Below are 25,744 nucleotides of genomic sequence, written 5' to 3'. Positions count from 1 at the left end.
GGTGAAGTTCCTTTGGCGAGTGCGCTCATGCAAGCCCTGTTCAATTATTTCAAGGCCGTGATCCACCCCGGTCAGGCAGTGTTGTTGTTTGGTCTGCGCACCATTGCGGCCGGACTGCTGACGTTATACCTGGCGTTCCTGTTCGATCTGGATCAACCCAAGTGGTCGATCATGGCCGTAGTCATCATCAGTCAGCCACTGGCCGGGATGGCGTTGGCCCGCAGTTTCGGCCAGGTCATCGGCACCACGCTCGGCGCTGCGGTGGCGGTGCTGATCATGGCGATTTTTCCTCAGGCGCCTTTGCCATTCATCACAACCCTGGCGCTGTGGCTGGCCCTGTGCACGGCTGGCGGCACGTTGCTGCGCTACACCAGTTCCCAGGCGTTCGTGCTCAGTGGCTACACCGCCGTGGTGGTGGCGCTGCTGGCAATCCCGGATCAGGACGGCACCTTTCTGCTGGCGGTCACCCGGGTCACTGAAACCTTGCTCGCGGTGGCCTGCGTCTGTGTTGTCAGCCTGCTCACGGCCCGCCCCGAGGCGGTTTCGCGCAACTACTTCGCCAAAGTCGATCAGGTCATCAAACTGGTTGCCACCCATGCCGCCGCAGTGATTCGTACCGAAGAAAGCGAAGCCGAATTCCAGCGCCGGCAAATGCAGTTGCTCGGAGAAATCAGCGCCCTGGAAGGCTTGCGTCGCCATCTGTATTTCGATGCCCCGCGCCTGCGCAGTGCCAACAACCTGGTGTTGATGTTGGGCAATCAACTGATGCTGCTGACGTCGCGCCTGACAGCCCTGCGTCATCAGCGCCAGTTGCTGACCGCGCGCTGGGACGGCGATCTGCCGCTCGAAGTCCAGCGCTTGCGTGCCGATGAGCTGGCGTTTCTTGATCAATTGGCACAGTACGGGCGCTCACTGCCGGAAGACATGAGGCACCAACTGGTTGTCCTGCAGCAACAATTCGAAGCACTAGCCTACAGGGCCGAACAGTTGACCGAAGACATGAGCGCGACCTTGCGTTCGCTGGCATGGGCGCTGCGTTGGGAGCAGGCGCGGCTGCTGCAACAACTGGAGCAGATCCTCGAACTGAGCGAAGCGATACAGGAAGGACGGGAGGCCAGTTGCATGTTTCGCGGCCAGTCCAGTCCGCTGCACCTGGATTTCACCCTGGCAGCCATGAACGCCATCCGGGCCTTCAGCGCACTGCTGGTGGCCGGGCTGATCTGGATCGAAACGGCGTGGGACGGTGCACGTGGTGGAATGATTCTGGTGGGAATTCTGTGTTCACTGATGGCAACGTTCCCGCGCCCCTTGATCGCCGCACAGAGCTACGCCCGGGGATTGGGCCTGGCACTGGTGGTTTCGGCGCTGTATCAGTTCATGCTGGTGCCGGCGGTCAACGACTTCGAATGGTTGGCGATATTACTGGCACCTCTGCTCTATGTGATTGCGGTCGGACTGGCCAGCCCGGCCACGGCGGGCATCGGCATGGGGCTGGGATTGTCGAGTTTCCTGATGCTCGGTCCACAGAACGTCGGCACCGGGCAGAACACCGCCATCCAATGGTTCGAGTTTGCCGGTGCCTACGTCAGTGCGGCGATGCTGGCCCTGATCGTCTATGCCTGGATCTTTCCGTTCCGCCCGGTGTTGCGAATCCGCCGGTTCTACAACGAAGCGCGGGAGCAGGTGTATCAACTGACGAAAGTGCCCGCTACAGACGAACAGCAATTCACGTTCGAAAGCCGCATGGTCGATCGCCTGACAACGATGCTGGGGCTGTTGCCGGCAGCCAATGATCCGGATATGCAACGACGATATGAAATCAGTCTTGCCTGTGTGGCACTCGGCGTGGCCATCCACCAGCTCAGGCAACAGGTGCAGGGTAACGCCTTGCTCACGGACGCTTTCGGCCAGCAACTGATGGCCGCTTTGCGCCAGACCGGCCGCTTCGTCGCTGGCCGTCCGGATGTGCACCTGCCAGCCTTGCTGACTATGCTGCACGCGCTCGGTGATCAGTTGGATGACCTGCATGCCGCGACGCATGAACACCTGTGGTCCGTGTTTCGTATGCGCGTTGCTTTGTTGATCGTCGTCTCGTTTCTTGAGCGTCACGGTGAGTATCTGCAACACAACGCCCCTGAAGGAGAACCGGCCCTTGCCCATTGATTTCGAGGTCGGCGGCGTCTATTTGCCGCCAATCGCCCAGGCCCTGATTCTGGCCATCCCGGTCTTTCTATTGCTGGACTGGGTATTGCGCCGCCTCGGCGTGCTGCGTCTGGTCTGGCATGAAGCGCTGTTCGAAGGGGCGTTGTACGCCTGTGTTTGCGCCACATTGATTTTGTTGATGGGAGCCTGATGCCTTGAAGACGTTGCTCACTCGATTGACGACATTGGCAGTGGTGTTGCTGGCAATCGTGCTCGGCTGGTTCGCCTGGGAGCATTACACCCGAGCTCCATGGACACGGGATGCGCGGGTGAGGGCGGATGTCGTGACCCTGTCGGCGGATGTCTCGGGGCGTATCGTCAGTCTGGCGGTGCAGGACAACCAGCATGTCGACAAGGGCCAATTGCTGCTGGAGATCGATCCGGCTCGCTACAGCCTGGCGGTTGAACATGCCAGGCGTTCGGTCGAAGTGGCCAGGGCCACGCTCGGCCAATCCCGGGCCGCCATCGTTGCCAGCGAGGCGTTGCTCAAGCAACGCGAGAGCGAAGAACGGCGCAGACGCACGCTCAAGCAGGGCTTTGCGATCTCCGGGGAAGAATGGGAAAAGTCCAGTACCGAAGTGGCCGTGGCCCAGGCTGATTTGCTGCGCAACCAGGCCAATCTGGGTCTGGCGCAAGCCAACGTGCAATTGGCGATTGCAGCACTGACTCAGGCCGAGCTGGACTTGCAGCGCACCCGTGTCGAATCGCCGGTCAGCGGCTATGTCACCAACCTGTTGACCCGTCAGGGGGATTACGCGGTAGCTGGCGGCGCGCTGCTGGCACTGGTCGACAGCGACTCGTTCTATGTCAGTGGCTATTTCGAGGAAACCAAATTGCCAAGGATCGAGGAGGGCGACCGCGTGCGAATTGAATTGATGAGTGGCGAAAAATTTGGCGGCACGGTGCAAAGCATCGCCTTCGCCATTGCCGATCGGGAAAACGCACCAGGCAGTCGATTGCTGGCCAACATCAACCCCAGCTACACGTGGGTGAAGCTTGCACAGCGGGTGCCGGTGCGGATCGGCATCGACCCGGATTATGCGGGCAAGGACCGATTGAGGGCAGGCACCACCGCCACCGTCACGGTGCTGGAAAACCATGAAAGACAGGCACAAAAAAGCCCCGCGACCGAATGATACGCGGGGCAAAGAATTTGGTTGGTTGCGGCCAACCAAAGGAGCTCTTTAAAAAACTGTTACTTGCTGGCAACCGTTTCTGGCTGCCAGCCGCCGCCGAGGGCCTTGTAGATCGCGACGATGCCGCGATACAGATCGACTTCGGCCTGGGCCTGACTGTCTTCGGCGTTCAAACGCTCACGCTGGGCGTCGAGCAGCACGAGGAAATCCGTGGTGCCTTCGCGATAGCGGATTTCAGCCAGATCGGCAGCCTTGCGGCTTGATTCGCTCTGGCGGATCAGCGAGATCAACCGTTGCTGGCGTTTGCCGTAATCGCTGAAAGCGTTTTCCGATTCTTCCAGAGCCAGCAGCACTTGCTGCTCGTAGGTCGCCAGTGCGCCTTCGGCATCGGCGTCGGCACCGCGCAAACGGGCCCGCACGCTGCCAAGGTCGAACGCCGCCCAGGTGATGCTCGGGCCCAGTGCCCAGGCGTTGGCCGCCGAGGAACCGATCTGCGAACCACGCCCGGCCGTCCAGCCAAGGAAACCGCTGAGGCTGACCCGTGGGAACAGGTCGGCCTTGGCCACACCGATACGTGCCGTGGCGGAAGCCAGTTTGCGTTCGGCGCTGAGAATGTCCGGACGACGTTGCAGCAGTTCGCCTGGATTGCCGATCGGCAATGCCTTGGCGATGGCTGGCAAGTCTTTCGGGCTCAGGTCGACGGTCAGCTTGTCCGGACGCTCGCCCAACAGGGTAGCGATGCGGTTTTTCTGGCGAACCTGTTCGGCCTGCAATTGCGGCACGCTGGCTTCGACCGATGCCAGACGCGCATCGGCACGTTCGACATCGAGCTGGTCGCCAACGCCGGCGTCACGCAGGCTGATGGTGATCTTGCGCGACTCCTGTTGATTCTCCAGGTTGGCCACGGCGATCTTTTCCCGCAGTTGTGCACCGCGCAGTTGACCGTAAGCGTCCACCAGTTCGGCAATCATGGTGACTTGCAGTTGGTACAGATCGGCTTCGGCAGCCTGCTGGTCAGCGTCGCTGGCTTCCAGATTGCGCTGGATGCGGCCAAACAGATCGATTTCCCAGGCCATGTCCAGACCCAGGTCGTAGCGTTCGCTGTTGACCCGTTTGGTGGTCTGGCCGGGAATCTGACCCTTGGCCAGATCGCTGCTGGCGCGGCTGGTGATGGTCGGCATGGCGTCGTTGCTGACGTCGTCGCGGATCGCCCGTGCAGCTTTCCAGCGGGCGAACGCCACGCGCAGTTGGCGGTTGCCTTGCAGCGATTGAGTCACCAACTGGTTGAGGGTCGGATCGTCGAACTGCTGCCACCAGATGCCTTCGAACTTCGAACGGTCAAAGTTCTTCTGGCCGGCGGCGCCGTCGGTGGCGGCCGTGATGTTGGCCGCCTCCGTGGCTGGGGTCTTGTAGTCGGGACCGACTGCACAGGCGCTCAAGGCCAGTACCAGCAGGCTCGGCAGGAAGACTTTCAGACTCATTGTTGCGCCTCCAGTTTCAGGGACTTGGCCGCTTTGCGAGCCTCACCGCGTTCCACGAAGTTGCGGATCAGCACATAGAACACCGGCGTCAGCAGCAGACCGAAGAAGGTCACGCCGAGCATCCCGGAGAACACCGCCACACCCATGGCATGACGCATCTCGGCACCGGCACCGCTGGAGAACACCAGTGGCACCACACCCATGATGAACGCGAACGAGGTCATCAGGATCGGCCGCAGACGCAGACGGCAGGCTTCCAGTACAGCGGCCAGCGGGTCGAGACCTTCTTGCTGTTTGTCCTTGGCGAACTCGACGATCAGAATCGCGTTCTTGCACGCCAGGCCCACCAGTACGATCAGGCCGATCTGGGTGAAGATGTTGTTGTCACCGCCGGAGATGATCACACCGGTAATGGCCGACAGCAGGGTCATCGGTACGATCAGGATCACTGCCAGTGGCAGGCTCCAGCTTTCGTATTGAGCCGCGAGCACCAGGAACGCCAGCAGTACGCAGAGCGGGAACACGAACAGCGCGGTGTTGCCGGACAGAATCTGCTGGTAGGTCAGGTCGGTCCACTCGTAGGTCATGCCGTTCGGAAGTTCATCCTTGAGCAGTTTCTCGATGGCTTTTTCGGCCTGGCCGGAGCTGTAGCCTGGGGCTGCTGCACCGTTGATTTCAGCGGTGATGAAGCCGTTGTAGTGCATCACGCGATCCGGACCCGAGGTGTCGCTGACCTTGATGAAGGTCGCCAACGGGATCATTTCGCCCTTGTTGTTGCGTACTTTCAGCTGGCCGATCTGGTCGGATTCGAGGCGGAACTGCTGTTCAGCCTGAACGTTGACCTGATAGGTGCGACCGAAGCGGTTGAAGTCGTTGGCATACAGCGAACCCAGGTAGATCTGCAGGGTGTCGAAGATGTCGCTGACGGCCACGCCGTGGGTCTTGGCTTTTTCGCGGTCGATGGCAGCATCGACCTGCGGCACGTTCACGGTGTAGCTGGTGAACAGCCCGGCCAGTTCAGGCACGCTGTGGCTCTTGGTGATGATGTTCATGGTTTCCTTGTACAGCTCGTCGTAGCCAAGGTTGCCCCGGTCTTCGATTTGCAGGCGGAAACCACCAATGGTGCCCAGACCTTGTACCGGCGGCGGCGGGAAGATCGCCATGTAGGCTTCCTGGATCCCGGCGTACTGGCCGTTCAAGGCACCGGCAATCGCACCGGCGGACATGCTCGGGTCTTTACGCTCGTCGAACGGTTTGAGGGTCACGAACACGATGCCGGCGTTCGGGCTGTTGGTGAAGCCGTTGATCGACAGACCCGGGAACGCTACGGCGCTTTCCACGCCCGGCTGTTTCAGGGCCAGGTCGGACATGCGCTTGATCACGTCTTCGGTGCGGTCCAGGCTCGCGGCGTCCGGCAGTTGCGCGAAGGCCACCAGGTATTGCTTGTCCTGGCCGGGCACGAAACCGGTCGGGGTGCTGGAGAAACCGAAGAAGGTCAGCACCATCAGGCCTGCGTACAGGAAGAGGGCGATGCCGCTGCCACGGATAACCCGGCGCACGGTGCCGACGTAGCCATGGCTGGCGCGGTCGAAGAAGCGGTTGAACGGACGGAACAGCCAGCCACCGAAGATCTTGTCCAGCACTTTGGAGAAGCGGTCTTTCGGTGCGTCGTGACCTTTGAGCAACACAGCGGCCAGCGCTGGCGACAGGGTCAGCGAGTTGAAGGCCGAGATCACTGTCGAGATCGCGATGGTCAAGGCGAACTGCTTGTAGAACTGACCGGTGAGGCCCGAGATGAATGCAGCGGGTACGAACACCGCACACAGCACCAGCGCCGTGGCAATGATCGGACCGGTCACTTCACCCATGGCCTTTTTGGTCGCATCGAAGGGGTTGAGTCCCAGTTCAATGTTCCGCTCGACGTTCTCCACCACCACGATGGCGTCGTCCACAACGATACCGATCGCCAGTACCAGGCCGAACAGTGACAGCGCGTTGAGCGAGAAGCCGAACAGGTGCATCACCGCAAACGTACCGATCAACGATACCGGCACCGCCACCAACGGAATGATCGAGGCACGCCAGGTCTGCAGGAACAGGATCACCACCAGAACCACGAGGATCAGCGCTTCGAAGAGGGTGTGAACCACCGCCTCGATGGAGCCACGCACGAAGATCGTCGGGTCATAGACGATGCTGTAGTCCATGCCTTGCGGGAAGCTTTTCTTCAGTTCTTCCATCTTGCCGCGAACTTCGTTCGAGATTTCGATGGCGTTTGAGCCCGGGCGCTGGAAGATCGGGATCGCTACGGCAGGCTGGTTGTTCAGCAACGAACGCAGGGCGTATTGGCTCGAACCCAGTTCAACGCGGGCGATGTCTTTCAGACGCGTGATTTCACCGTTGTCGCCTGCGCGAATGATGATGTTCTCGAACTCTTCCTCGGAGACCAGACGGCCCTGAGTGTTGACCGACAACTGGAAGCTCTGGGCATTCGGGGCAGGGGGGGCGCCCAGTTGGCCGGCGGCGACCTGACGGTTCTGCTCGCGAATGGCGGTCACGACATCAGTGGCAGTCAGATTGCGCGAAGCGGTCTTGTTCGGATCGAGCCATACACGCAGCGAGTAATCGCCCATACCGAACAGCTGCACATCACCGACACCACCAAGGCGAGCGAGCTCATCCTTGATGTTGAGGATTGCGTAGTTGGACAGGTACAGCATGTCGTAGCGTTTATCCGGCGAGGTCAAGTGCACAACCATGGTCAGGTCGGGCGAGGCCTTGTCGACGGTGATACCGATGCGCGTCACTTCTTCTGGAAGTTTCGGCTCGGTCCGGGTCACGCGGTTCTGCACCTGCACCTGCGCGTTGTCCAGGTCAGTGCCCAGGGCGAAGGTGATGGTCAGGGTGATCTTGCCGTCAGCGGTCGACTGCGAGGACATGTACAGCATGTTCTCGACGCCGGTGATGGCCTGCTCCAGTGGAGCCGCCACGGTTTCACCGATGACTTTAGGGTTGGCACCCGGGAAGTTGGCACGCACCACCACGGTCGGTGGCACGACTTCCGGGTATTCGCTGATCGGCAACTGGAACAGCGAGATCGCACCGGCGATCAGGATCAACAGCGAAAGCACCGCTGCGAAGATCGGCCGTGAAATGAAGAATTGGGAAAAATTCATCGGAGTTGTCGTCCCTTAACCGCGTGGGGTCGCAGCAGCCAGTTTCACAACCGATCCCGACGCGCCTTTGGCAGGTGCGACTTTGGGCAGGTTGCTGGCTTCCAGCGCTTGTCGTTGTTGAGCCAGTGCAGCAATGGTCTGCTCGCTGGCCATCGGGATCACTTCAGGCGTGACCGGAGAACCAGGGCGAACCCGTTGCAGACCCTTGACGATGATCGTGTCGTCCTTGTTCAGGCCGCTGCGCACGATGCGCAGGCCTTCGATCTTCGGACCGAGTTCAACGGCGCGGTAGGCGGTTTTGTTGTCGCCATCCATCACCAGCACAAACTTCTTGCCGAGGTCGGTGCCGACCGCTTCATCGTTGATCAACATGGCGTTGTAGGTGCCGCTGCCGACCAGTTTCAGACGTGCATACAGACCCGGGGTGTAGGTGCCGTCGCTGTTGTCGAACACGGCGCGACCACGGATAGTGCCGGTCTTCGGGTTGACCTGGTTATCGACGAAGTTCATCTGACCCTGGTGCGGGTTGCCGTCTTCATTGGACAGGCCCATGTACACCGGCGTGGTCGCGCCACGCTGACCCTGACGGGCGAGTTGGGTGTATTTGAGGAACACACGCTCGTCGGCGTCAAAGTAGGCGTAGACCTTGTCGGTGGAAACCACGCTGGTCAGCGGAGTGGTGTCGGCAGTCACCAGGTTGCCGGCGGTGATCTCGGCACGGCTGACACGACCGCTGATTGGGGAGGTTACGCGGGTGAAGCTCAGGTTCAGCTTGGCCAGATCCAGCTGCGCTTGCAGGGCGCCGACAGCGGCACGTGCTTCTTGTGCAGCGCTGGTGCGCGAGTCAGCCAGTTCGGCGGAGATGGCGTTGCTGGCACGCAGGCGCTCGCCACGGCCGGCTTCGTTTTCACTGCGGGTGGCGTTGGCGCGGGATTGGGCGACCAGGGCTTCGAGGCGGCGAACCTCAGCCTGGAACGGACGCGGGTCGATCTGGAACAGCAGGTCGCCTTTCTTGACCAGTGCACCTTCGGTGAAGGCGACTTCGTCGATCTGGCCGGAGACCCGCGGACGGATTTCAACGGTTTCCGGCGCCTCGAGGCGCCCGGTGAATTCGTCCCACTCGTTGACCGGTTGTTCCAGCACCTTGGCCACACTGACCTTGGCAGCAGGCATGGCGGCGGCGGTCTCTGGAGCTTTGCCGCAGGCGCTCATCACCATCACGGCCAACAGAGCCAACGGGAAGCGCAAATGTTTGAGTGATTGTTCCATGGATGCATCCGCCAATGTATTGAAGATGGGCGGATGATGCTCGGCGGGTTGATAGCAAACGAATCGAATGACACGAAGGTAACTATCATTCGGAATGATATAAGACCGAGCGAAGCCCTCTAGCATGCACCTTTCGTTAGGGGGCTATCAAATGAAATGATGACAAAACTGTGTTGCGTGGCAAGTAAAAAAGCAGCAACACCTTTTCAAAGGTGAATTGCAGAAACAAAGAGACGGCCACGTGGGCCGTCTCGATCAGCTAGGTGTCGACGTGTTTCAGTTGACGCCCTTGCGGTTTGGACCAAAACGATTCGGGCCCGGCTGGCTGTCTTGTGCCAGGAACACGATGTTGACGATTGGCAGCAACAACCACCAGCCGCTGCGGTCGGTGTCGTGCATGCGGCGTACGCCTACCGCGAGCGCCGGCAGGAACACTGCCAGACTATAAAGGTTGTACAGGATGCCTTTGGTGTTCAGCATGGCATCGAGAACGCCGATGACAATGGAAACCCCAAGGTTGATCAGAATGAACATCCAGTATTCACGGCGAGTGGCGCGACCCTGAAACACTACGTAGTTCTTCAATGCTTCGAGGTATGGGTTACCCGTCGTGATGGCGGGGCCACTTGCATAGACTTGTTGTGTTGCTTGAGGCGCCCCGCACTGCGGGCAAGCCACGGCCAGACTGCTAATTTCCTTGGCGCAACCGCGGCAGAAAACCATGCTCATATTTTTTCCCTAAAATTATTCAATCGATAAACAGGACAACACAAACGCGGCAATACCTGACAAAACAATGCCGGCAATCGCGAGGTTTCTTCCTGAGTGTTTTTGGTTGATACAGACGATGCCGCAAATGAGGCCCGCGAGGCTGAGAGTCCCCACACCGACAATCGCGTCCCTGTCCCATTCGGAGTCATCAAACAGGGTGAGTGCGCTGATAATTCCGAGGATCAACGAAACGATGGCCAGCCAAGGCATTTCGGCTTGCGTTTGCGGCACTGAGGCCTGTTGGGCGGCCCCGCATTGGGGGCAGGTGAGCGCCGTTTCGTGTAGCTCCTTGGCGCATGCACGACAATAGACCATTGCCATCGTTTTCCTTAACTGAGTGCGAGTGCCCGACCTTCCATCGGTCGGGGCGGCGGTAAGTTAAACTTTATTACCGGATTTGTCATTAAGCACTTTGCCATTACTCATGAGCCAGGGTTTCTGGGCTCATCGTCCACACTGACCTTCAAGCGCAACGTCAGACCTTGAAGCTGTCTGTTTTTCAACATGCCCAGTTCCGCCCCCTTGCGTTCGTTGCCATTGGCGTCCAACCCTCGACACTGGAGACTGGACTTGAGGGAACGATCAGACGATGGATCTTGCCAATGGCAACGCACGGCGAGTATTTGCTCATCGATTCGTGTTGCCGGTTTTTCATTCTCCCCAAGGAAAGTTTCAACCTTGAGGCCGACCGAGGACGTGTCGATCGTTTTTTCGACTGTCGCAGAGTGACCAGCAATATTGAAATCAATGCCACTGAGCACCAAGAAACAATCTCCGACCTTGCGACTCACCGCTATCTCGAACTCGGAAGTGAAAGGCGTGGCGTGGGCATCGGCATAGAACTCTTTTCTATCAGGCTGCGGATCGCCCGCGTAATCGTCGGGCAATATGCATATCCCTCCGAACAGCTCGCTGTAATACGCGGTGGTGTAGACATTGAATTGTGCAGGCATTTCAGTCTTGAGCGTGAATGTGTTCGAGAGCATCGCGCAGCCGCTGCCCAGCAGCATGGAACTGGCGACAAGCAGGGTACGAACGGAGCGAAAAGCACGGTTGGTGAAGTGGTTTTGTTGCGAGGGCATCAGTACTTCCTTGTAACGTCTTGGGGGCATTTCTGGCTTTCAATGGTTTGCCGGAAGATCCACATGGCTGAATGTCAGGTCAACTGCAACATTGCTCGCGAGTAAGAAATGCGGGAGCTTGATATCCGTATGGCAATTGATTGCGCTACGCAGGCCAATGAAGCGCGCTGCGGTTCAGGGCAACGGGGTGTACTCGAAAGTGTGCGCCGAGGGTTTCCCACCCGGCGGACAAGTCGCCGTTTCTTTATAGTAAAGTTGCCAGCGAACCACCTGTCGTCTGAGGCTTTTCGGCAATTGGTGTACGTAAAAACGACAGATGGGCACGACTTATAAATGAACAACTCCACGACTACAACCAGCGGCAATTGGTATGCGGTCATTGCACTGGCACTGGCTGCGTTTGTCTTCAACACCACCGAGTTCGTCCCAGTCGGGCTGTTGAGTTCGATCGGCAGCAGCTTCGACATGACGTCGGCTCAGGTCGGTTTGATGTTGACCATCTATGCGTGGGTGGTATCGCTGACCTCGCTGCCGATCATGCTGCTGACGCGCAACGTCGAGCGGCGCAAGCTGTTGATCGTGCTGTTTGCGATGTTCATCGTCAGTCATATCCTGTCGAGTCTGGCGACCAGCTTCGCTGTCCTGCTGCTGAGCCGGATCGGCGTGGCGTTGTCGCATGCGCTGTTCTGGTCGATCACGGCTTCTCTGGCCGTGCGTCTGGCGCCACCGGGCAAGCAGGTTCAGGCCTTGGGCTTGCTGGCAACCGGCACTTCCCTGGCGATGGTGCTGGGCATTCCCCTCGGCCGGATATTGGGCGAGGCGATGGGCTGGCGAACCACCTTTATCGCGATCGCGGTGCTGGCGGCTACGTTGGTGTTCTGGCTGGCCAGGGTCTTGCCGTTGCTGCCCAGCCAGAACTCGGGGTCGCTCAAAAGTTTGCCTTTATTGTTGAAGCGACCTGCACTCGTAGCGATCTATATCCTGACCGCGATGGTCGTGACGGCTCACTTCACCGCTTACAGCTACGTGGAACCGTTCGTTCAGGTCGTGGCGGGCATGAGTGGCGAGACGGTCACGCTCATCCTGCTGTTATTCGGCGGTGCGGGGATTTTCGGATCCCTGCTGTTCAGTTGGCTGCACCGGTATAGCCCGCAGCGTTTTCTGATCGTCGCCGTGTCGTTGCTCGCGTTGTGCCTGGCGTTGCTGCTGCCCTTGAGTAGCAAGGTCTCTTACCTGTGCACGCTGAGCCTGTTCTGGGGAATGGCGATCATGGGGTTCGGTCTGGCGTTGCAATCCAAGGTTCTGGTGCTGGCGCCTGATGCGACCGATGTGGCGATGGCGTTGTTTTCGGGGATCTACAACATCGGCATTGGCGGCGGGGCACTGATGGGGAGCTGGGTGGGCAGCCAGTTCGGCTTTGCTTATGTCGGCGTCGTTGGCGGAATGTTGGCGGCGTTGGCGCTGTTGCTTTATTGCCTGTCGGTCTATCGTCTGGCTCGGCCCGGGGCTTCTGCCTGAGTTCTTGAACCGCTTTGCCAGCAAAAGCAAAGCGGTTTCGGAAAGGCTTCTATTTAATCTTTCTTGTAACTACATCAGTGCTATGCAGATCGGGCATGCCCAAAGAGTCAAAGCTCGCCTCGGCAGGCATCCAAACCGGCATCCACATCCTCGTGCACTTCATTCATCTGTATGCGCCCACTTTCTCATCCGTTGCCGATCTTCTGGCAGCTTCGGCACATGCACCATTGGCAGATCATCCGCCGGAAACTGTAGTTGATTGCGTTGATCGTCGAAGAGTACGTGGGGGCTTGAGGGTCGACAGTACCTTCATGACCTGTAGCCTGAGTTGCAATAGTTGGTGTTGGCGAAGCGGGCTGTCTATTAATTAAGTGCCATCCCTCCTTGCGCAGTCGCGCAAGGAGGGATGGCACTAACGAGTCAATACGCTTGACGCAGCGCCAGCAGGGCTTCTTCGAACAAATGCTGGTCTTGCGTCTGTTCTTGCCCGCTTTGCACGAGCAGCGCGCGCTGGGTCGCCATCCATTCATCGATCGGTTTGAAGACTTCCTCAATCACCAGCGCAATCTGGTTCAGATAGGCTTGGCGCAAGTCTTCGACAAAGGTGCTGGCCGCATCCTCTACAGCCTTGGTCTGGCGTTCCAGCATGGCCTTTTCGGCCTTTTCACTGCTGATGGCCTGGTAAATTCCGTAAATGGCCATCCCAGCCTGCAGCAGCGGGCCAGCCCAGCGTCCGGCCATGGCGGCCCAGCGTTCCATGGTTTTCTTGCCGATCCCCTTGAACAAGGTTGGCAATAGCTCTTTGCCCAATTCCAGCGCCTTCTTCACGCCTTGCTCGGTTATCGTTTTCAGGTCACCCATGGGCATTTTGCGCATGGCATCCTTGAGCGCTGGCGACAATCCACTGTCGTCATTGCCGTTGCTCTCGCGAGTAACGCCATTCACGCAGGCGTGAGCTGCACCGAAGGCGCTGTCGGCCAACGTCTGGCCAATGTCTTCAAGTTTGCGCTGGGTTGCCGGCAACTCGGTCTTGAGGGCAGTCATCATGTCGGCGGTCAGCGATGCGATGACGCTTGACGCGCCGTCTTCCATGGCCTGCTCGCCCTGTCCAGCGGGCTGGAGGTGCGCATCGTTGATTAGCGCTACGACACTCGACTTGGCGCGTACGCAGCGGCTGTCAAGGTGATGACGCAGCACGTTCTGCAGTCGGTCACGCTCGCTATCGACCTGCATGCGGGCTTTGTCCAGCGCCAGCGCCTGCTCATTACCGCCGGCCTGATGCAGGCGCATCAGGGCCAGTTCGATGGCTTCTTGCAGGTCTTTGCAGCAGGTCTTGAACATCACGCCACTGTCACTGCTGGCAAGGAAATCGCCCAGCGCCTGTTCCAATTCGAGGATGCCGCTGAACTCCACCAGTGGCTCCTTGCTTTCGATACGGCCGCGCAGGGCAGCCTTGGCGTTGACCCAGTGAATCGGCACCTGCTCCAATATATCTCCGATGCCGTGGGCGAGGGCGGCGCTCTGCAGATGCTGGCGCAGGTTGTCGTTGATGATGACGAAGTCGCGGCTGTCGTGCTGCACACCGGCCTTGTTGTTGACGATCAGCATCACCCGGCGGCCCGAGACGACGATCTGCGCCAGGCGTTCCCAGGTGGCGACCTCGTCAAGCGTACCGCCGGCTGCCACCACAAACAGGACCACTTCGCTGTCCTGCAATTGCTGCATCGCAACTTGCTCATGCCTGATCGGTGCATCGAGACCCGGTGTGTCCAAGAGCACGTATCCCTGCCAAGGATACTCGGTCACCACCGAAGTTTCCGGGTGGTCGGCCATTGGCGCTTCGGCGCGCCCCATCAGGGCGTTGAGCAGCGTGCTCTTGCCCGCGTTGTAGAGCCCATAGACCATGATCTGCGGACGCAGGCGTGCCGCTCGGCTATGCAATTGGTTGCCCAATTCGCTGGCGCGTTCGGCTGGCAACCAGCGCTGGAGCGGCGCAGTTATCGTGTCGTAGGTGGCGAGTACGCGAGTGAAGTCAGGCAGGGCCATGATCGAGTTCCTTGCTAATGGCGTTGATCTGTTGCGCGGCGAGGTCATCCAGGTTTTGCAGGGCCTGGCTGAGGTTTGACAGCCAGGTCGATACATCGACGAAGCACAGCGCATCGAGCTGGAGGTAGAGCCGGTTAAGGCGATCTTTGGCGTAGTCGATGAAGTGTTCGCGCGTAGACAGAGAAACTTCGTCACGGTTGTCGCCGACAATGATCTCGAACTCAGTCGTCTCATCGAAATGGCCGCCTGCTGCCCCCCCAGCCTTGGCGCCCATCCAGCCACCGAGGGCGGCACCGATCAACCCGCCGATTAAGGTTCCGGCTCCCGGAGCTATTAACGTACCAAGGGCGGCACCGGCCTCAGCCCCGCCCCAACCGCCGAGCCCGGCCCCTCCGGCCTTGCCGATGCCTTCGTTGCGCCGCGATTGGTAGCTGACGCTGCGCTTACGAGAGGTAAACCCCGGTAGCGCCTTGCCAACCGGCGCCACGCTCTGGGCTGTGTGGCCCAGGTCTTCGAACTTCTGCCCGATGGCTTCGCACAGCGCCCCGGCGCACTCGGCGAATTGGCGGTCGAACAGCGCCCAGCACGCGTCGGAAAATCCTTGGTCGTTCAGAGCATATTGATCAGCCAGCTTGTTGATCTCCATGGGCAGGCGCTGCTGCAGTTGGGAGAGTACGCGCTCGGAGTTGTTTTTCAGCTCTTTGCGCGCGTTGGCCAGTTCGTTCTGCAACTCGCTCAAGAGCACCTGCTGTAAACCAATCGACTCGCTCAATTGGCGGCAGAAGGCTTGCAGATTCTTCAGCGGCACTTGCTGCTTGATTTGCAGGCCTTCGGCAACGGCAAGGCGGCCGACTTCTCCCGCAAAGTCGGCCAGGCCGCTGACTTGCCAGCGCTCTTGCTGCTCCTCGGCGGAGCCTTGCTCGGCATAACAGGACGAGATGGAGTGAACCTTGAGATCATCCAGCGAGCATTCGGGGGCGGATTCGCGCAGGGCCTGGATGAAGTAGCCGACTTGCAGCTGGCGTGCGCTGTCGCTTTTCATGATCAGCGTCTTCACGACCTCACCGTCATCATTCACGTCCACGTCGTTTTCGTCGCTGCCGGTGAGCAGCACGATCATGTTCTTGTCCCTGTGCAACAGTGCCCTGGCCTCGTCCAGGTCCGAGCGCCGACCCGGGCTTTCAGATTTGCTGAGGAAGATCACCAGGTCGGCGGCGTCGACGTAGTCCTTGGTCAGCTCGCCGTTGCCCGCGTTGACCGAATGCAGCCCGGGGGAGTCGACCCAGGTCAGCCCTGGCAGGCGGAAGCCTTGGATGGCACTGGTGGCTTCCACGACATCGACGCCGAAACAGCCGTTTTCGCGGATCTGCGCATCGCTGGTCTGTTCGCACAACTGCGTGGAGGTTTCGCTGAAAAACTCAGGCTTGGGCTGCGCCTGGGCGATGAGTTGCGCATCGGGTTCGGTGCTGCCATAAGCCAGGTAGTTGCCCAGCGAAGATTTGCCAGCCTTGACCTTGCCGAAAACAAACACCAGCAGAGAGTCGCCGAATTTGCTGCGGAACTGCGTGTTGCGCTCGTAGGTCCTGACGTTCTTGATCCAGGCGTCGAAGCGCTCATCCAAATTGTTTTGGCAGGCCTTGGCAAAGGTCAGAAAGGGGTGATCTGGAGCCAAGCCAGAGCGGCTCCAGGGCGAAGTTGTGCGAATCCGCTCCAGCGCATCCAGAGTCTGCTTGAGACGCGCTTCGCGCGCCTCGACCTGGCGTTGCACATCGTTGAACCCTTGCGCGACCTGCGCAAAGACATGCAGCAGTTCGCTGCGATTGGCGGGAGCGGAGGTCATAGCGATCTGTCCAGTAATTGTCGTTTCAAGCGTTTGAGGCCTTGAATTTCAGCGCGCAGGGCTTTGGCCTGGCGCTCGCGCTCTAGCCATTCAGGGCTGAATCGGGTGTTTGGGGCCAGCAGGCGCAAGGCCTTGAGCTGGCCTTGCGCTGTGGCTTGAGGCGGGCTGGCGATAAACGCCTGGAGGCTTTCTATCGTCACGCCGGCGTGGCTTTTGCCTGAAAGTATGAGGTCGGCCTTGTGCGAAACCATCAGCTCGCTCAGCTGTGCGTCGATGTCCTGAGTGAACCGTTGGTTGCGCTGCGCCTGAGCTTGATCCCTGTCCTGTTTGCGGGTCCGCGCTTCGGCGCGTTCGCGTAACCTGGCGCGGGCCTGACGCTCGGCTTCTTCCTTTTCACTGCTGTCGGAATTGACGACCGCTGCCACAACGGTTCCGATCACGGGTATCAGTAACCACCACATATTGAATCTCCTTGCGTGGTATCAATCAGTCAGCCGCGGGCCAAGCCATGGCTTACCGATTCGAAGAGTCCGTCGACACTACTTTGTAACTGTTCGAGCTGAGTGGCCTGCGTGCCTTCGAGCTTGACCAGTCGCTTTCTGCGCTGGGCAATTAGCTGGTCGAGGAAGCGCTCCAGGACATCGCGGCGGTGATCGTCGCGTTCGGCACGCTGTTTGCCTACGCCTCGCTCAAGCAGCCCCGGATGCGCCTGCAAATGCTCGCGCAAAGAGTCGAAGCCACTCAGTTCGAGCAGCTTCGTGTTGCGCTTACGCACACCGTTGCGCAACGTGGTGAATGAGGTTGCGAAGGTAGCCGGCACGGTCCCGAACAGCGACTGCAAGATCTTGCCGATCGCCTGCTCGCTGACTTCCTGCTGAGTGACGCTTTCGGCATGGGTGAGCACCACCACCAGGTGGCGCTCCAGATCCGGGCGACGGCGCTTGAGTTCGCACAGGAAGGCCGTTTCGACTTGTTCAAGCGTGGCGGTACGCAAGTTGTGCACGAACAAAATCACATCGGCATTGGCCAGACCCAGCCACGCGAGCCGATCATCCTCATCGCAGGCGTCGATCCCCGGGGTATCCAGATAGAGGCGTCCTTCATGCTCCAAGGTCTGTAATTGCGTGGTTGCCCGTATTTCCTTGGTTTTGAAGACTTCCGTTTCAATATGCCCGGTCAGGCCATTGAGCAGTGCGCTCTTGCCCGCATTCATCAGTCCGCATACGGCAATCCGAGGTGCCGGGCCGAGGCTTTTTGCCTCTTCCAGCTCCGTGCGCAGGCGGCAGAAGTCAGGGTGTTGCTGGGTAAGCTGAATCAGCAGGTCGTCGTCCGGCACCTTTCGCTCCATGTATTGGATCCCGTTTGGTGCATAGCATGGCGATGAGATGGCTGAGTGGCAACTGGCTATTAGTCGTGAATCACTAGGAGTGAGCGGCCGAGTTTCCGGCTGCGCTTTGAAAAGCGACGGGGTGAGGTCTGAATTCAGCTTGGCAAGCTACACCTGCGATATCAATTGCACAGGAGGTTTCACTCGGTTGCTCACGCACTTGGGCAGAGTAGTGCTTCTCATCGGCCTACCTTCACTCCGCGGTGTCTGGGAAGAGTAACGGCTGAGTTTTCGAAAGAGGACCGTTGAACTTTAGACTGGGGGCATCTTTTCAAACTATCCAAAGCATGCGCTCAGATGTGCCCCCAATGTAGCAATCCACTGAAAGTGGATGGGTCTGCATGGCTTATGAAAAGCCAGTAATGATCAGCTAAACAGCCTGCTCGGCGAAACCTAAAGGCTGTCCGGATCCCCAAAAAACATCTGAATCCGCGACCTCAACCACCGCTCCCCAGGATCGTTATCCTGCGACCCACGCCAGGCCATGTGCAGTTCAAACGTACGTGTCGGCAATGGCGGATCTTCCGCGCGCACACCGCCCGCAGACGTCAGCGCATCAGCCGTGTAATCCGGCACCGTCGCGACAATGTCGGTTCCGGCCAGCAACGTGCTCAAACCGTTGAACTGCGGTACGGCCAGCACCACGTGGCGTTTGCGGCCGAGCTTTTCCAGTTCTTCATCGATAAAGCCACTGAGATCGCCGGCGAACGACACCAGCGCATGCGGGCGGGCGCAATAGTCATCCAGGCTCAATGGTCCCGGCACCGTATCGGCGCGCAGCAGTTTCGGCTGGCTGCGGCGCAAGACTTTGCGCTTGGCGTTGGCCGGCAGGTCGGTGGTGTAGCTGACGCCGATCGAGATTTCACCGGAGGCGAGCAGGCCGGGCATCAGGATGTAGTTGACGCGACGGACCACCAGCACGATCCCCGGTGCCTCGGCGCGCAGGCGCTTGAGCAGCATCGGCAACAACGCGAATTCGACGTCGTCCGACAAGCCGATCCGGAATACCGAGGTGCTGGTGGCCGGGTCGAATTCGGCTGCGCGGCTGACCGCTGTCGAAATCGAGTCCAGGGCAGGCGAGAGCAGGGCGAAGATTTCCACCGCACGAGCAGACGGTTCCATGCTGCGCCCGGTGCGTACAAATAGCGGATCGTCGAACAGTCCGCGCAGGCGCGAAAGCGCCGCGCTGATCGCTGGCTGGCCGAGAAACAGCTTCTCCGCAGCGCGGGTCACGCTGCGTTCGTGCATCAGCGTTTCGAATACGATCAACAGGTTCAGGTCGACACGACGCAGGTCATTACGATTCATCTGGAGTCCTGGCAGAGTCATCAAGCTTGACGAGAGCGACCATATGAGAACAATGGCCGGCATGAATCTTACGGGGAAAGGCTGGTAGTCTGCACCGGGTAATTCAGCTTTACTGAGAAGGCGGCAGCAGTTTTTTCATGGATTTGCTCAATGCTGGCCATACTGCGGAATCAATGACAGGCATGTCGACTATTAATAGCCACTGATAGTCTTGGCCGGAAAGCCCAGATAGAGTTCAGGGCATTAGAGGTTACTTTGACGAGGTTTGCGATGTCCCGCACGATCCGTTTTCACAAGTTTGGTCCGGCCGAGGTGCTCAAATGCGAAGAGCATGCGGCCGCTCAGCCAGGTCCTGGCGAAGTGCAGGTGCGTGTCGAGGCGATCGGCATCAGCTGGTACGACACGCTCTGGCGTCAGAACCTTGCGTCGTCTCAGGCCCGCCTGCCTTCAGGCCTGGGTCATGAAATGGCTGGTGTGGTCACGGCCATTGGCGACGGTGTCGAAGACCTGATTGTCGGTGACAAGGTGGCCAGCTTTCCGGCCGAGAGTCCCAATGACTATCCGGTCTATGGCGAACTGATCGTTCTGCCGCGTACGGCGCTGACCCGTTATCCGGACGTGCTGAACCCGATCGAAGCCAGCGTGCATTACACGCCGCTGTTGATCGCCTATTTCGGTTACGTCGATCTGGCACGCGTCAAACCCGGGCAGTTTGCCCTGGTCACTGACGCCAGTCATTGCGCCGGTCCGTCCTTTGTCCAGTTGGGCAAGGCGCTGGGGGTGCGAGTGATTGCCGCCACGAAAACCGCGGAAGAGCGCGAATATCTGCTGTCCCTCGGTGCCGAGAAAGTGATCGTCACCGAAGAAGAAGACCTGTTGATGCGGATCAACAAGATCACCGACAACCGTGGCGTCAATGTCGTGTTCGACGGTCTCGGTGGCCCACAGATGTCGCTGCTTGGAGATGTGCTGGCACCTCGCGGCAGCCTGGTTTTGTATGGCCTGCAGGGTGGCAACCAGACGCCATTCCCGGCCTGCGCAGCGTTCCAGAAGAACATCCAGTTCTTCGTGCACTGTATCGGCAACTTCACCGGGAAGCCGGAACTGGGCATCGTCCAGGATCACGTCGCCTTGCAACGTGCCCTGCGTGACATCAACCAGTTGACGGCCGACCGCGTGCTGCTTCCGCTCAAGACCCGGGTGTTCCCGTTCAACGAGTTTGTCGAAGCACACCGCTACATGGACGAATGCCCTTGCCGTGAGCGGGTCGCGCTGCAAGTCGAACCTGCCTGACCGTTGTGATCAGAGTCCGTGGCCCCACGGACTCTTGTGCGTTCCATCCTTCAGACCATGAGAAACCCTGGGCGCGACGCCTGGGGACGTTCAGCAACTGAACTGGTTTTTACTCTTGATCTGTATCTTCTAATCGCCCTCCAGACCCTGATAATTGAATGACTACTTTCATCTCAAGGAATGAGCTATGGCTGTGCATTCTCTTTTTTCTGCGCGATACAAAATGATTGTCGAGGGTCGATATCTTGATTCTTGTTTAATTGCTGTAGGGCGGTCGCGTAATCCCTTCTTTTTTTCTTGTGCTCATCATGCGCAGGCCATTGTAAGAAATTTCCCAGGAAAACTTCTTTCTCGAGAAAACCCTGTAACGGCGGGGGCTTGCGGCGTGCGAGTCATAAACATGAATTATTGCGAGCCCAACTGTTTCAAATAACTACAAAACCTTAAGTGTTAGCATTTCAGCGTCTATTAATTAATGAAGAATGATTGCGCGTCCGGCGTTCGTGGTTGCGCAATATAAAACCTTTGATATCGGGTGAAGTACTGATGAGCACGATCCATGACCAGGCAATGAACTATGTCTACCAGCAAGTATTGCAACGATTGCTGAGTTTCTTTTCCCGTGCAGAACGCACGGCATTGCAGCTGTTGATTCAGCGACTGGCGGTGGCTGCCGGGGGCATGGATCGAATCGGCGAATTCAAGGTGCTGGTGACGCAATCGGGCACTCGGGATTGCTGTTACAGCCTGGCCCTGATGCGCGCTGCGCAACTGAGCATCGCCGGACGGGCTCCGGGCACTTTTCAGTTGCGGGTGGCAACCCTGCGCGGTAGCGCCACACCGCCCTCGGCACTGCACAACATGCACCGCAGTTTCAGCGCACTGTTTCTGTATGACGACCCAAGGGTCGAACTGCTGATGATCGACAATCGGGAGGTCTTGCCTTTTAACCATCAGGCGCCGCTCACCGACGATGGTCGGGAGGCGAATCGCATCAATCTGCTGATGGTTGGCCACCGCCGGCGCTGGGGAGAGAGCCTGGAGCTTTGGGACGACGCGTACCTGGCCACCGCCGAGTTCTACGGGCAGGTCGCACGCTGGAACAACGGCGTCGATGCCTTGGTCAGCAGCGACTCCGCACGCAGCCAGGAGCATTTTCTTCAGGGACTGGATCGCGCCGCCCAGAAGGCTGGCATCGGCGCGCTGCCGAAGCGCGGTGCCGGATTCGAAGAGCTGTTCAATCTGCTCGACGGCATGGGGGGCGACTGCTATCGCGAGCTCCACGCAGAGTCCGATCTGCTGCCGTGGCGTCCTCTCGGTCAGTTCGAAGCCTGTCGGCGCACCCATTACATCGGCATCGATGACATGGTGGTGGGCAAGATGGAGGAGCGGTGGCCCTTGCTCAGCGACTTTCTCGGGTTTCAGACGGATGATTTGTTGTTCGAGCCAGGCACCGGCGAGTCGCCAGATCCCTTGGTCGCGGCCTACCTGAGCGGTCTGCAAGCCAACTACATCGGCGGTCACGATTATGAAGTCGGGGTCTCGGAATACCTGCAGCGTTGCCTGGCAGTGATGCGTCGCAAAAACCTGCCGGAGCAGATTTGCGAACGGTTTGTGGCGACGTTCGGCAACCTGTCCGATCTCAGCGAGCATCGATCGTTGGCCTCCTCATCCTTGCAAAAGAGCTTCGGGCTCAATGAAGCGCAACTGGTCTGTCTCTTGTTCGCGCCTTTCATCAATGGCGGAGCCGGGCTTGAACGTTTTCTGCGCACCTGCCATCCGGGCATGCTGGTGGCCATGCCGGATCTGCATCGTGCGATGCAGGGATTGCACGCGCCGGAGCAGGTTCTGCAATGGATGACTGATGTTAGTGGCTTGCCCGTGCGGCTGATCAGTCGGCTGTATGCCATGGACGCCATTCAAATGGCCGATCAGGCAACGCACGCCCTGGATCCGGCCGACCGCGAGGTTGCCGCAGGCGACCGTACGGCGGAAGGTTGAACGTGAGCGTAGCGCCCGGTCACCAGAGAATGCCTGCGGACGCCGGTTCATGAATGCCTCGCGTGAAAACGATTTCGCCTATCAGGCGGTCTATCGCTATCTCACCCAACTGATCGAAGGGCCAGGCGGGGAAGGGGCGGTTCGGCTGCCCTCATTAAGGCAACTGGCCGAACGGCTGAACGTGTCGATATCGACCATTCAGTACGCCTACGCACTGCTTGAACGAGAAGGCCGGGTCTACTCCGTGGCCAAGTCCGGGTATTTCGCACAGCCGGCATCCACGGTCATGCCGCCCGGGCGAGGCAATGATCTGCTGGAAACCGTGTACGTCAACGCCAGATGTCTCGGCATGCGCGTATTGAGTGCTGACGACCCGGCTTCGATTCAACCCCTGGACAGTCCGTTGCTGATGCTTGAGCGGGAGCTCATGCGCCAATATCCCCGGCCATCACAGGCACCGGCCCAGCCTTGTGGCGAGCTGGAGTTGCGCACGCTGCTGGCCGCTCGCTATACCTCATCACCCACTCATTGCTGGCATGCCGAGGATGTCTATATCGGCGCCGATGTAAGAGGGGTGCTGGAAATCCTGATCGCGGTCCTTGAGCTGCGTCACACGACCGTGGTGGTCGAGTCTCCCTGCGACTGGGTGATATTGCGCTTGCTTCAGTCTGCCGACGTGCGGGTCATCGAGCTGCCGGTACAGCCCGGCGGAGAGTTCGATCCATGGCATCTGGCCTCGTTACTGGAAACCGAACCGGTACGGCTGATCCTGCTGTCGTCGCAATTGAACATGCCCCATGGCAGCCTGGCGCCTGCGGATAATCGCGAAGCCATCGCGCGCCTGCTCAGGCTCCACGGTACCTGGGTGCTGGAAAACGACAGTTACAGTGAATTGGGCGATGACTGCGCAAGTCGACCTCTGCGGGACTTGCTGGACCCCGATCGCCTATTGGTGTTTTCCACGTTCGAAAAGGTCATCGGTGTCGAAGCGCCCTATGGCTATGTGCTCGCTCGCCAATGGCGCAACGACCTGCAACGGCACTTTCTGCTGCGTTCGTTTCGCTTGTCGCCGATTCGCCAGAAAGCCATTGCCCGACTGTATGCCAGCGGTCGTGTCGATCAACATCTGCCGGTGCTCAAGCGTCTGCTCAAGGAGCGTCGTACACAGTTGATCGAACTGCTGCGCGAAGGACTGGGCGATGCCCTGCACATCGCCGAGCCGCAGGGCGGTGCGACGGTCTGGGTGCGTTCATCGCGTCGGGTGGCGATGGGCACGGTGTTTCAACGGCTGCTCAAGCAACATGTGTTGATCGCGCCGGGAGAGCTGTTCAGTACCCAAGGCATGCATGGGCAACACATGCGTCTGAGCGCGATAGGCAGCAGCGGGCAGGAGCTGGCAGGCGTCGTCGGCTTGCTTGGCGATGCCTTGCGACTGGCCCCCGATGACTGAGCTGTTAAAAAACATCGGGGATGCGCTGGATAGATCCCATCGCACTACGGTCAAACTGCCAGTAAACTCCGCTGTAATTTCCTGAACCACTCTATTTCAGAGGTTTTGCATGACACTCAGTCCTTTTGCGGGCAAACCGGCACCGGCAGAGTTGTTGGTCGACATCCCGCGACTGGTAACGGCGTATTACACCGGTCAACCCGACGCCTCGATTTCCACCCAGCGTGTGGCGTTTGGTACTTCCGGGCATCGTGGCAGCTCCTTCGACTTGAGTTTCAACGAGTGGCACGTTCTGGCCATCAGCCAGGCGATCTGCCTGTACCGCGAAGCCCAGGGCATTACCGGTCCGCTGTTTGTCGGCATCGATACCCACGCGCTGTCGACGCCGGCCGGGGCCAGCGCCCTGGAAGTGCTGGCAGCCAACGGTGTGACTGTGATGATCGCCGAAGGCGATGAGTACACCCCGACACCGGCAGTGTCCCACGCCATTCTTTGCTACAACCGCGGCCGCACCACCGGCCTCGCTGACGGCATCGTCATCACACCGTCGCACAACCCGCCACAAAGCGGTGGCTACAAATACAACCCAACCAACGGTGGCCCGGCCGACACCCACATCACCAAGTGGATCGAAGCCAAGGCCAACGAACTGCTGGCCAACAAACTGGCAGGCGTTAAACGCATCGGTTACGAGCAGGCGTTGAAAGCCGCCACCACGCATCGTCACGATTACGTGAACACCTACGTTGCCGACCTGATCAATGTCATCGATTTCGATGCCATCCGCGGTGCCAAACTGCGTCTGGGTGTCGATCCGCTGGGTGGAGCAGGGGTGCGTTACTGGTCAGCCATTGCCGAGCACTATCGTCTGGACCTCGATGTAGTGAACAAGGAAGTCGATTCGACGTTCCGCTTCATGACCGTCGACTGGGATGGCCAGATTCGCATGGACCCGTCATCCAGCCACGCCATGCAGGGCCTGATCGGCCTCAAGGAGCGCTTCGACGTCGCGTTCGCCTGCGATCCGGATCACGACCGTCACGGCATCGTTACCCCGTCCGGCGGCCTGCTGGCACCGAACAACTATCTGGCCGTGTCGATCGACTACCTGTTCCAGAACCGTCCGCAATGGCGCGCCGACGCGGCCGTGGGTAAAACCGTGGTCAGCAGTGGCCTGATCGATCGTGTGGCCAAGCGTCTGGGCCGTCGCCTGTACGAAGTGCCGGTCGGCTTCAAGTGGTTCGCCGACGGTCTGTTCGACGGCTCGCTCGGTTTCGGCGGTGAAGAAAGCGCCGGCGCATCGTTCCTGCGCAAGGACGGTGGCGTCTGGTGCACCGACAAGGACGGCCTGATCCCGGCCCTGTTGGCTGCTGAAATGACTGCCCGTACCGGCCGTGACCCAAGCCAGGCTTACCGCGCACTGACCGATGAACTGGGCGAGCCGTTCTCGGTGCGTGTCGACGCCAAGGCCAACCCTGAGCAGAAAGCCCTGCTGAGCAAGCTGTCGCCGGAGCAAGTCACCTCGACCGAGCTGGCGGGCGAGAAGATCCAGAGCATTCTCAGCAAGGCGCCGGGCAACGATCAGGCCATCGGCGGCCTGAAAGTGATGACCGAGAACGGCTGGTTCGCCGCGCGTCCTTCGGGCACTGAAGACATCTACAAGATCTACGCCGAAAGCTTCATCGGTGATGACCACCTCAAGCAACTGGTGGCCGAAGCGCAAACCCTGGTGGACGGTGCAATTTCCACGAAGTAATCCGCGCTGAATAAAAAAGGGCGACCTC

Annotated in this window: 19 protein-coding genes; 8 read left to right on the top strand and 11 right to left on the bottom strand. The window is 59.3% G+C overall.

The features are described from left to right. The first annotated feature begins 27 nt into the window (after positions 1-27). The 3 genes from AC1RR7_RS06095 to AC1RR7_RS06085 are packed head-to-tail and all read left to right on the top strand — an operon-like array spanning position 28 to position 3,338. The gene (locus tag AC1RR7_RS06095) at positions 28-2,163 is read left to right on the top strand and encodes an FUSC family protein (RefSeq protein WP_273536770.1); all 2,136 of its coding nucleotides are present in this window, start codon (positions 28-30) and stop codon (positions 2,161-2,163) included. Continuing rightward, entirely contained in the window at positions 2,153-2,353 is a 201-nt protein-coding gene (locus tag AC1RR7_RS06090; RefSeq protein WP_096820375.1) for a DUF1656 domain-containing protein, read from the top strand. Before AC1RR7_RS06095 ends, AC1RR7_RS06090 begins: the two co-directional genes overlap by 11 nt. Before the next feature lie 4 nt (positions 2,354-2,357). After that, positions 2,358-3,338 (top strand): HlyD family secretion protein, encoded by a 981-nt coding sequence (locus AC1RR7_RS06085; RefSeq protein WP_102619835.1) that lies wholly within the window; start codon positions 2,358-2,360, stop codon positions 3,336-3,338. Positions 3,339-3,397: 59 nt separating this feature from the next. On the opposite strand, the gene AC1RR7_RS06080 is transcribed toward AC1RR7_RS06085, so the two are convergent. The 6 genes from AC1RR7_RS06080 to AC1RR7_RS06055 form a co-directional block, all read right to left on the bottom strand. After that, a complete protein-coding gene (locus tag AC1RR7_RS06080; protein WP_096820377.1) occupies positions 3,398-4,819 on the bottom strand; it encodes an efflux transporter outer membrane subunit in 1,422 nt (473 codons plus the stop codon). Continuing rightward, complete coding sequence (locus tag AC1RR7_RS06075; protein ID WP_102619836.1) at positions 4,816-7,995, bottom strand: efflux RND transporter permease subunit; 3,180 nt, start codon at positions 7,993-7,995, stop codon at positions 4,816-4,818. Before AC1RR7_RS06075 ends, AC1RR7_RS06080 begins: the two co-directional genes overlap by 4 nt. 15 nt (positions 7,996-8,010) lie before the next feature. Further along, the gene (mexE, locus tag AC1RR7_RS06070) at positions 8,011-9,264 is read right to left on the bottom strand and encodes a multidrug efflux RND transporter periplasmic adaptor subunit MexE (RefSeq protein WP_096820379.1); all 1,254 of its coding nucleotides are present in this window, start codon (positions 9,262-9,264) and stop codon (positions 8,011-8,013) included. A 276-nt stretch (positions 9,265-9,540) separates the two neighbouring features. Beyond that, positions 9,541-9,993, bottom strand: a complete 453-nt coding sequence (locus tag AC1RR7_RS06065) for a DUF805 domain-containing protein (protein WP_096820380.1) — start codon at positions 9,991-9,993, stop codon at positions 9,541-9,543. Positions 9,994-10,008: 15 nt separating this feature from the next. After that, positions 10,009-10,356, bottom strand: coding sequence for a DUF4190 domain-containing protein (locus AC1RR7_RS06060; protein ID WP_096820381.1), 348 nt, complete (start codon positions 10,354-10,356; stop codon positions 10,009-10,011). Between the two features lie 101 nt (positions 10,357-10,457). After that, positions 10,458-11,117 (bottom strand): hypothetical protein, encoded by a 660-nt coding sequence (locus AC1RR7_RS06055; protein WP_493156657.1) that lies wholly within the window; start codon positions 11,115-11,117, stop codon positions 10,458-10,460. 333 nt (positions 11,118-11,450) lie between these two features. Between AC1RR7_RS06055 and AC1RR7_RS06050 the strand changes: the two genes are divergently transcribed. Continuing rightward, the gene (locus tag AC1RR7_RS06050) at positions 11,451-12,635 is read left to right on the top strand and encodes a sugar transporter (protein WP_493156655.1); all 1,185 of its coding nucleotides are present in this window, start codon (positions 11,451-11,453) and stop codon (positions 12,633-12,635) included. A 420-nt stretch (positions 12,636-13,055) separates the two neighbouring features. Here AC1RR7_RS06050 and AC1RR7_RS06045 read toward each other — a convergent pair whose 3' ends face one another. The 5 genes from AC1RR7_RS06045 to AC1RR7_RS06025 form a co-directional block, all read right to left on the bottom strand. After that, entirely contained in the window at positions 13,056-14,681 is a 1,626-nt protein-coding gene (locus tag AC1RR7_RS06045; protein WP_493156653.1) for a GTPase, read from the bottom strand. Then, complete coding sequence (locus AC1RR7_RS06040) at positions 14,668-16,521, bottom strand: dynamin family protein (protein ID WP_493156651.1); 1,854 nt, start codon at positions 16,519-16,521, stop codon at positions 14,668-14,670. Before AC1RR7_RS06040 ends, AC1RR7_RS06045 begins: the two co-directional genes overlap by 14 nt. Then, entirely contained in the window at positions 16,518-16,982 is a 465-nt protein-coding gene (locus AC1RR7_RS06035; RefSeq protein ID WP_493156649.1) for a hypothetical protein, read from the bottom strand. The genes AC1RR7_RS06040 and AC1RR7_RS06035 overlap by 4 nt, the downstream gene beginning before the upstream one ends. Positions 16,983-17,011: 29 nt before the next feature. Beyond that, the gene (locus AC1RR7_RS06030) at positions 17,012-17,869 is read right to left on the bottom strand and encodes a GTPase (protein WP_493156647.1); all 858 of its coding nucleotides are present in this window, start codon (positions 17,867-17,869) and stop codon (positions 17,012-17,014) included. A 432-nt stretch (positions 17,870-18,301) separates the two neighbouring features. Then, a complete protein-coding gene (locus tag AC1RR7_RS06025) occupies positions 18,302-19,216 on the bottom strand; it encodes a LysR family transcriptional regulator (RefSeq protein ID WP_085709803.1) in 915 nt (304 codons plus the stop codon). Between the two features lie 270 nt (positions 19,217-19,486). Here AC1RR7_RS06025 and AC1RR7_RS06020 point away from each other — a divergent pair, with 270 nt between their 5' ends. The 4 genes from AC1RR7_RS06020 to pgm all read left to right on the top strand — a co-directional run bounded on the left by AC1RR7_RS06020 (position 19,487) and on the right by pgm (position 25,716). Next, positions 19,487-20,509 (top strand): zinc-dependent alcohol dehydrogenase family protein, encoded by a 1,023-nt coding sequence (locus AC1RR7_RS06020; RefSeq protein WP_085731020.1) that lies wholly within the window; start codon positions 19,487-19,489, stop codon positions 20,507-20,509. A gap of 546 nt (positions 20,510-21,055) precedes the next feature. Continuing rightward, positions 21,056-22,510, top strand: a complete 1,455-nt coding sequence (locus AC1RR7_RS06015) for a hypothetical protein (protein ID WP_493156645.1) — start codon at positions 21,056-21,058, stop codon at positions 22,508-22,510. Between the two features lie 49 nt (positions 22,511-22,559). Continuing rightward, positions 22,560-23,960, top strand: a complete 1,401-nt coding sequence (locus tag AC1RR7_RS06010) for an aminotransferase-like domain-containing protein (RefSeq protein ID WP_102619840.1) — start codon at positions 22,560-22,562, stop codon at positions 23,958-23,960. A 109-nt stretch (positions 23,961-24,069) separates the two neighbouring features. Further along, positions 24,070-25,716: a phosphoglucomutase (alpha-D-glucose-1,6-bisphosphate-dependent) gene (pgm, locus tag AC1RR7_RS06005; RefSeq protein WP_096820391.1), complete on the top strand. Its 1,647-nt coding sequence runs from the start codon at positions 24,070-24,072 to the stop codon at positions 25,714-25,716. The last annotated feature ends 28 nt before the right edge of the window (positions 25,717-25,744 follow it).

Source organism: Pseudomonas sp. GW821-FHT11G12 (assembly GCF_058808055.1).
The sequence above is the reverse complement of the archived record's forward strand: the minus strand, read 5'-3'. Positions and strand labels throughout refer to the sequence as shown.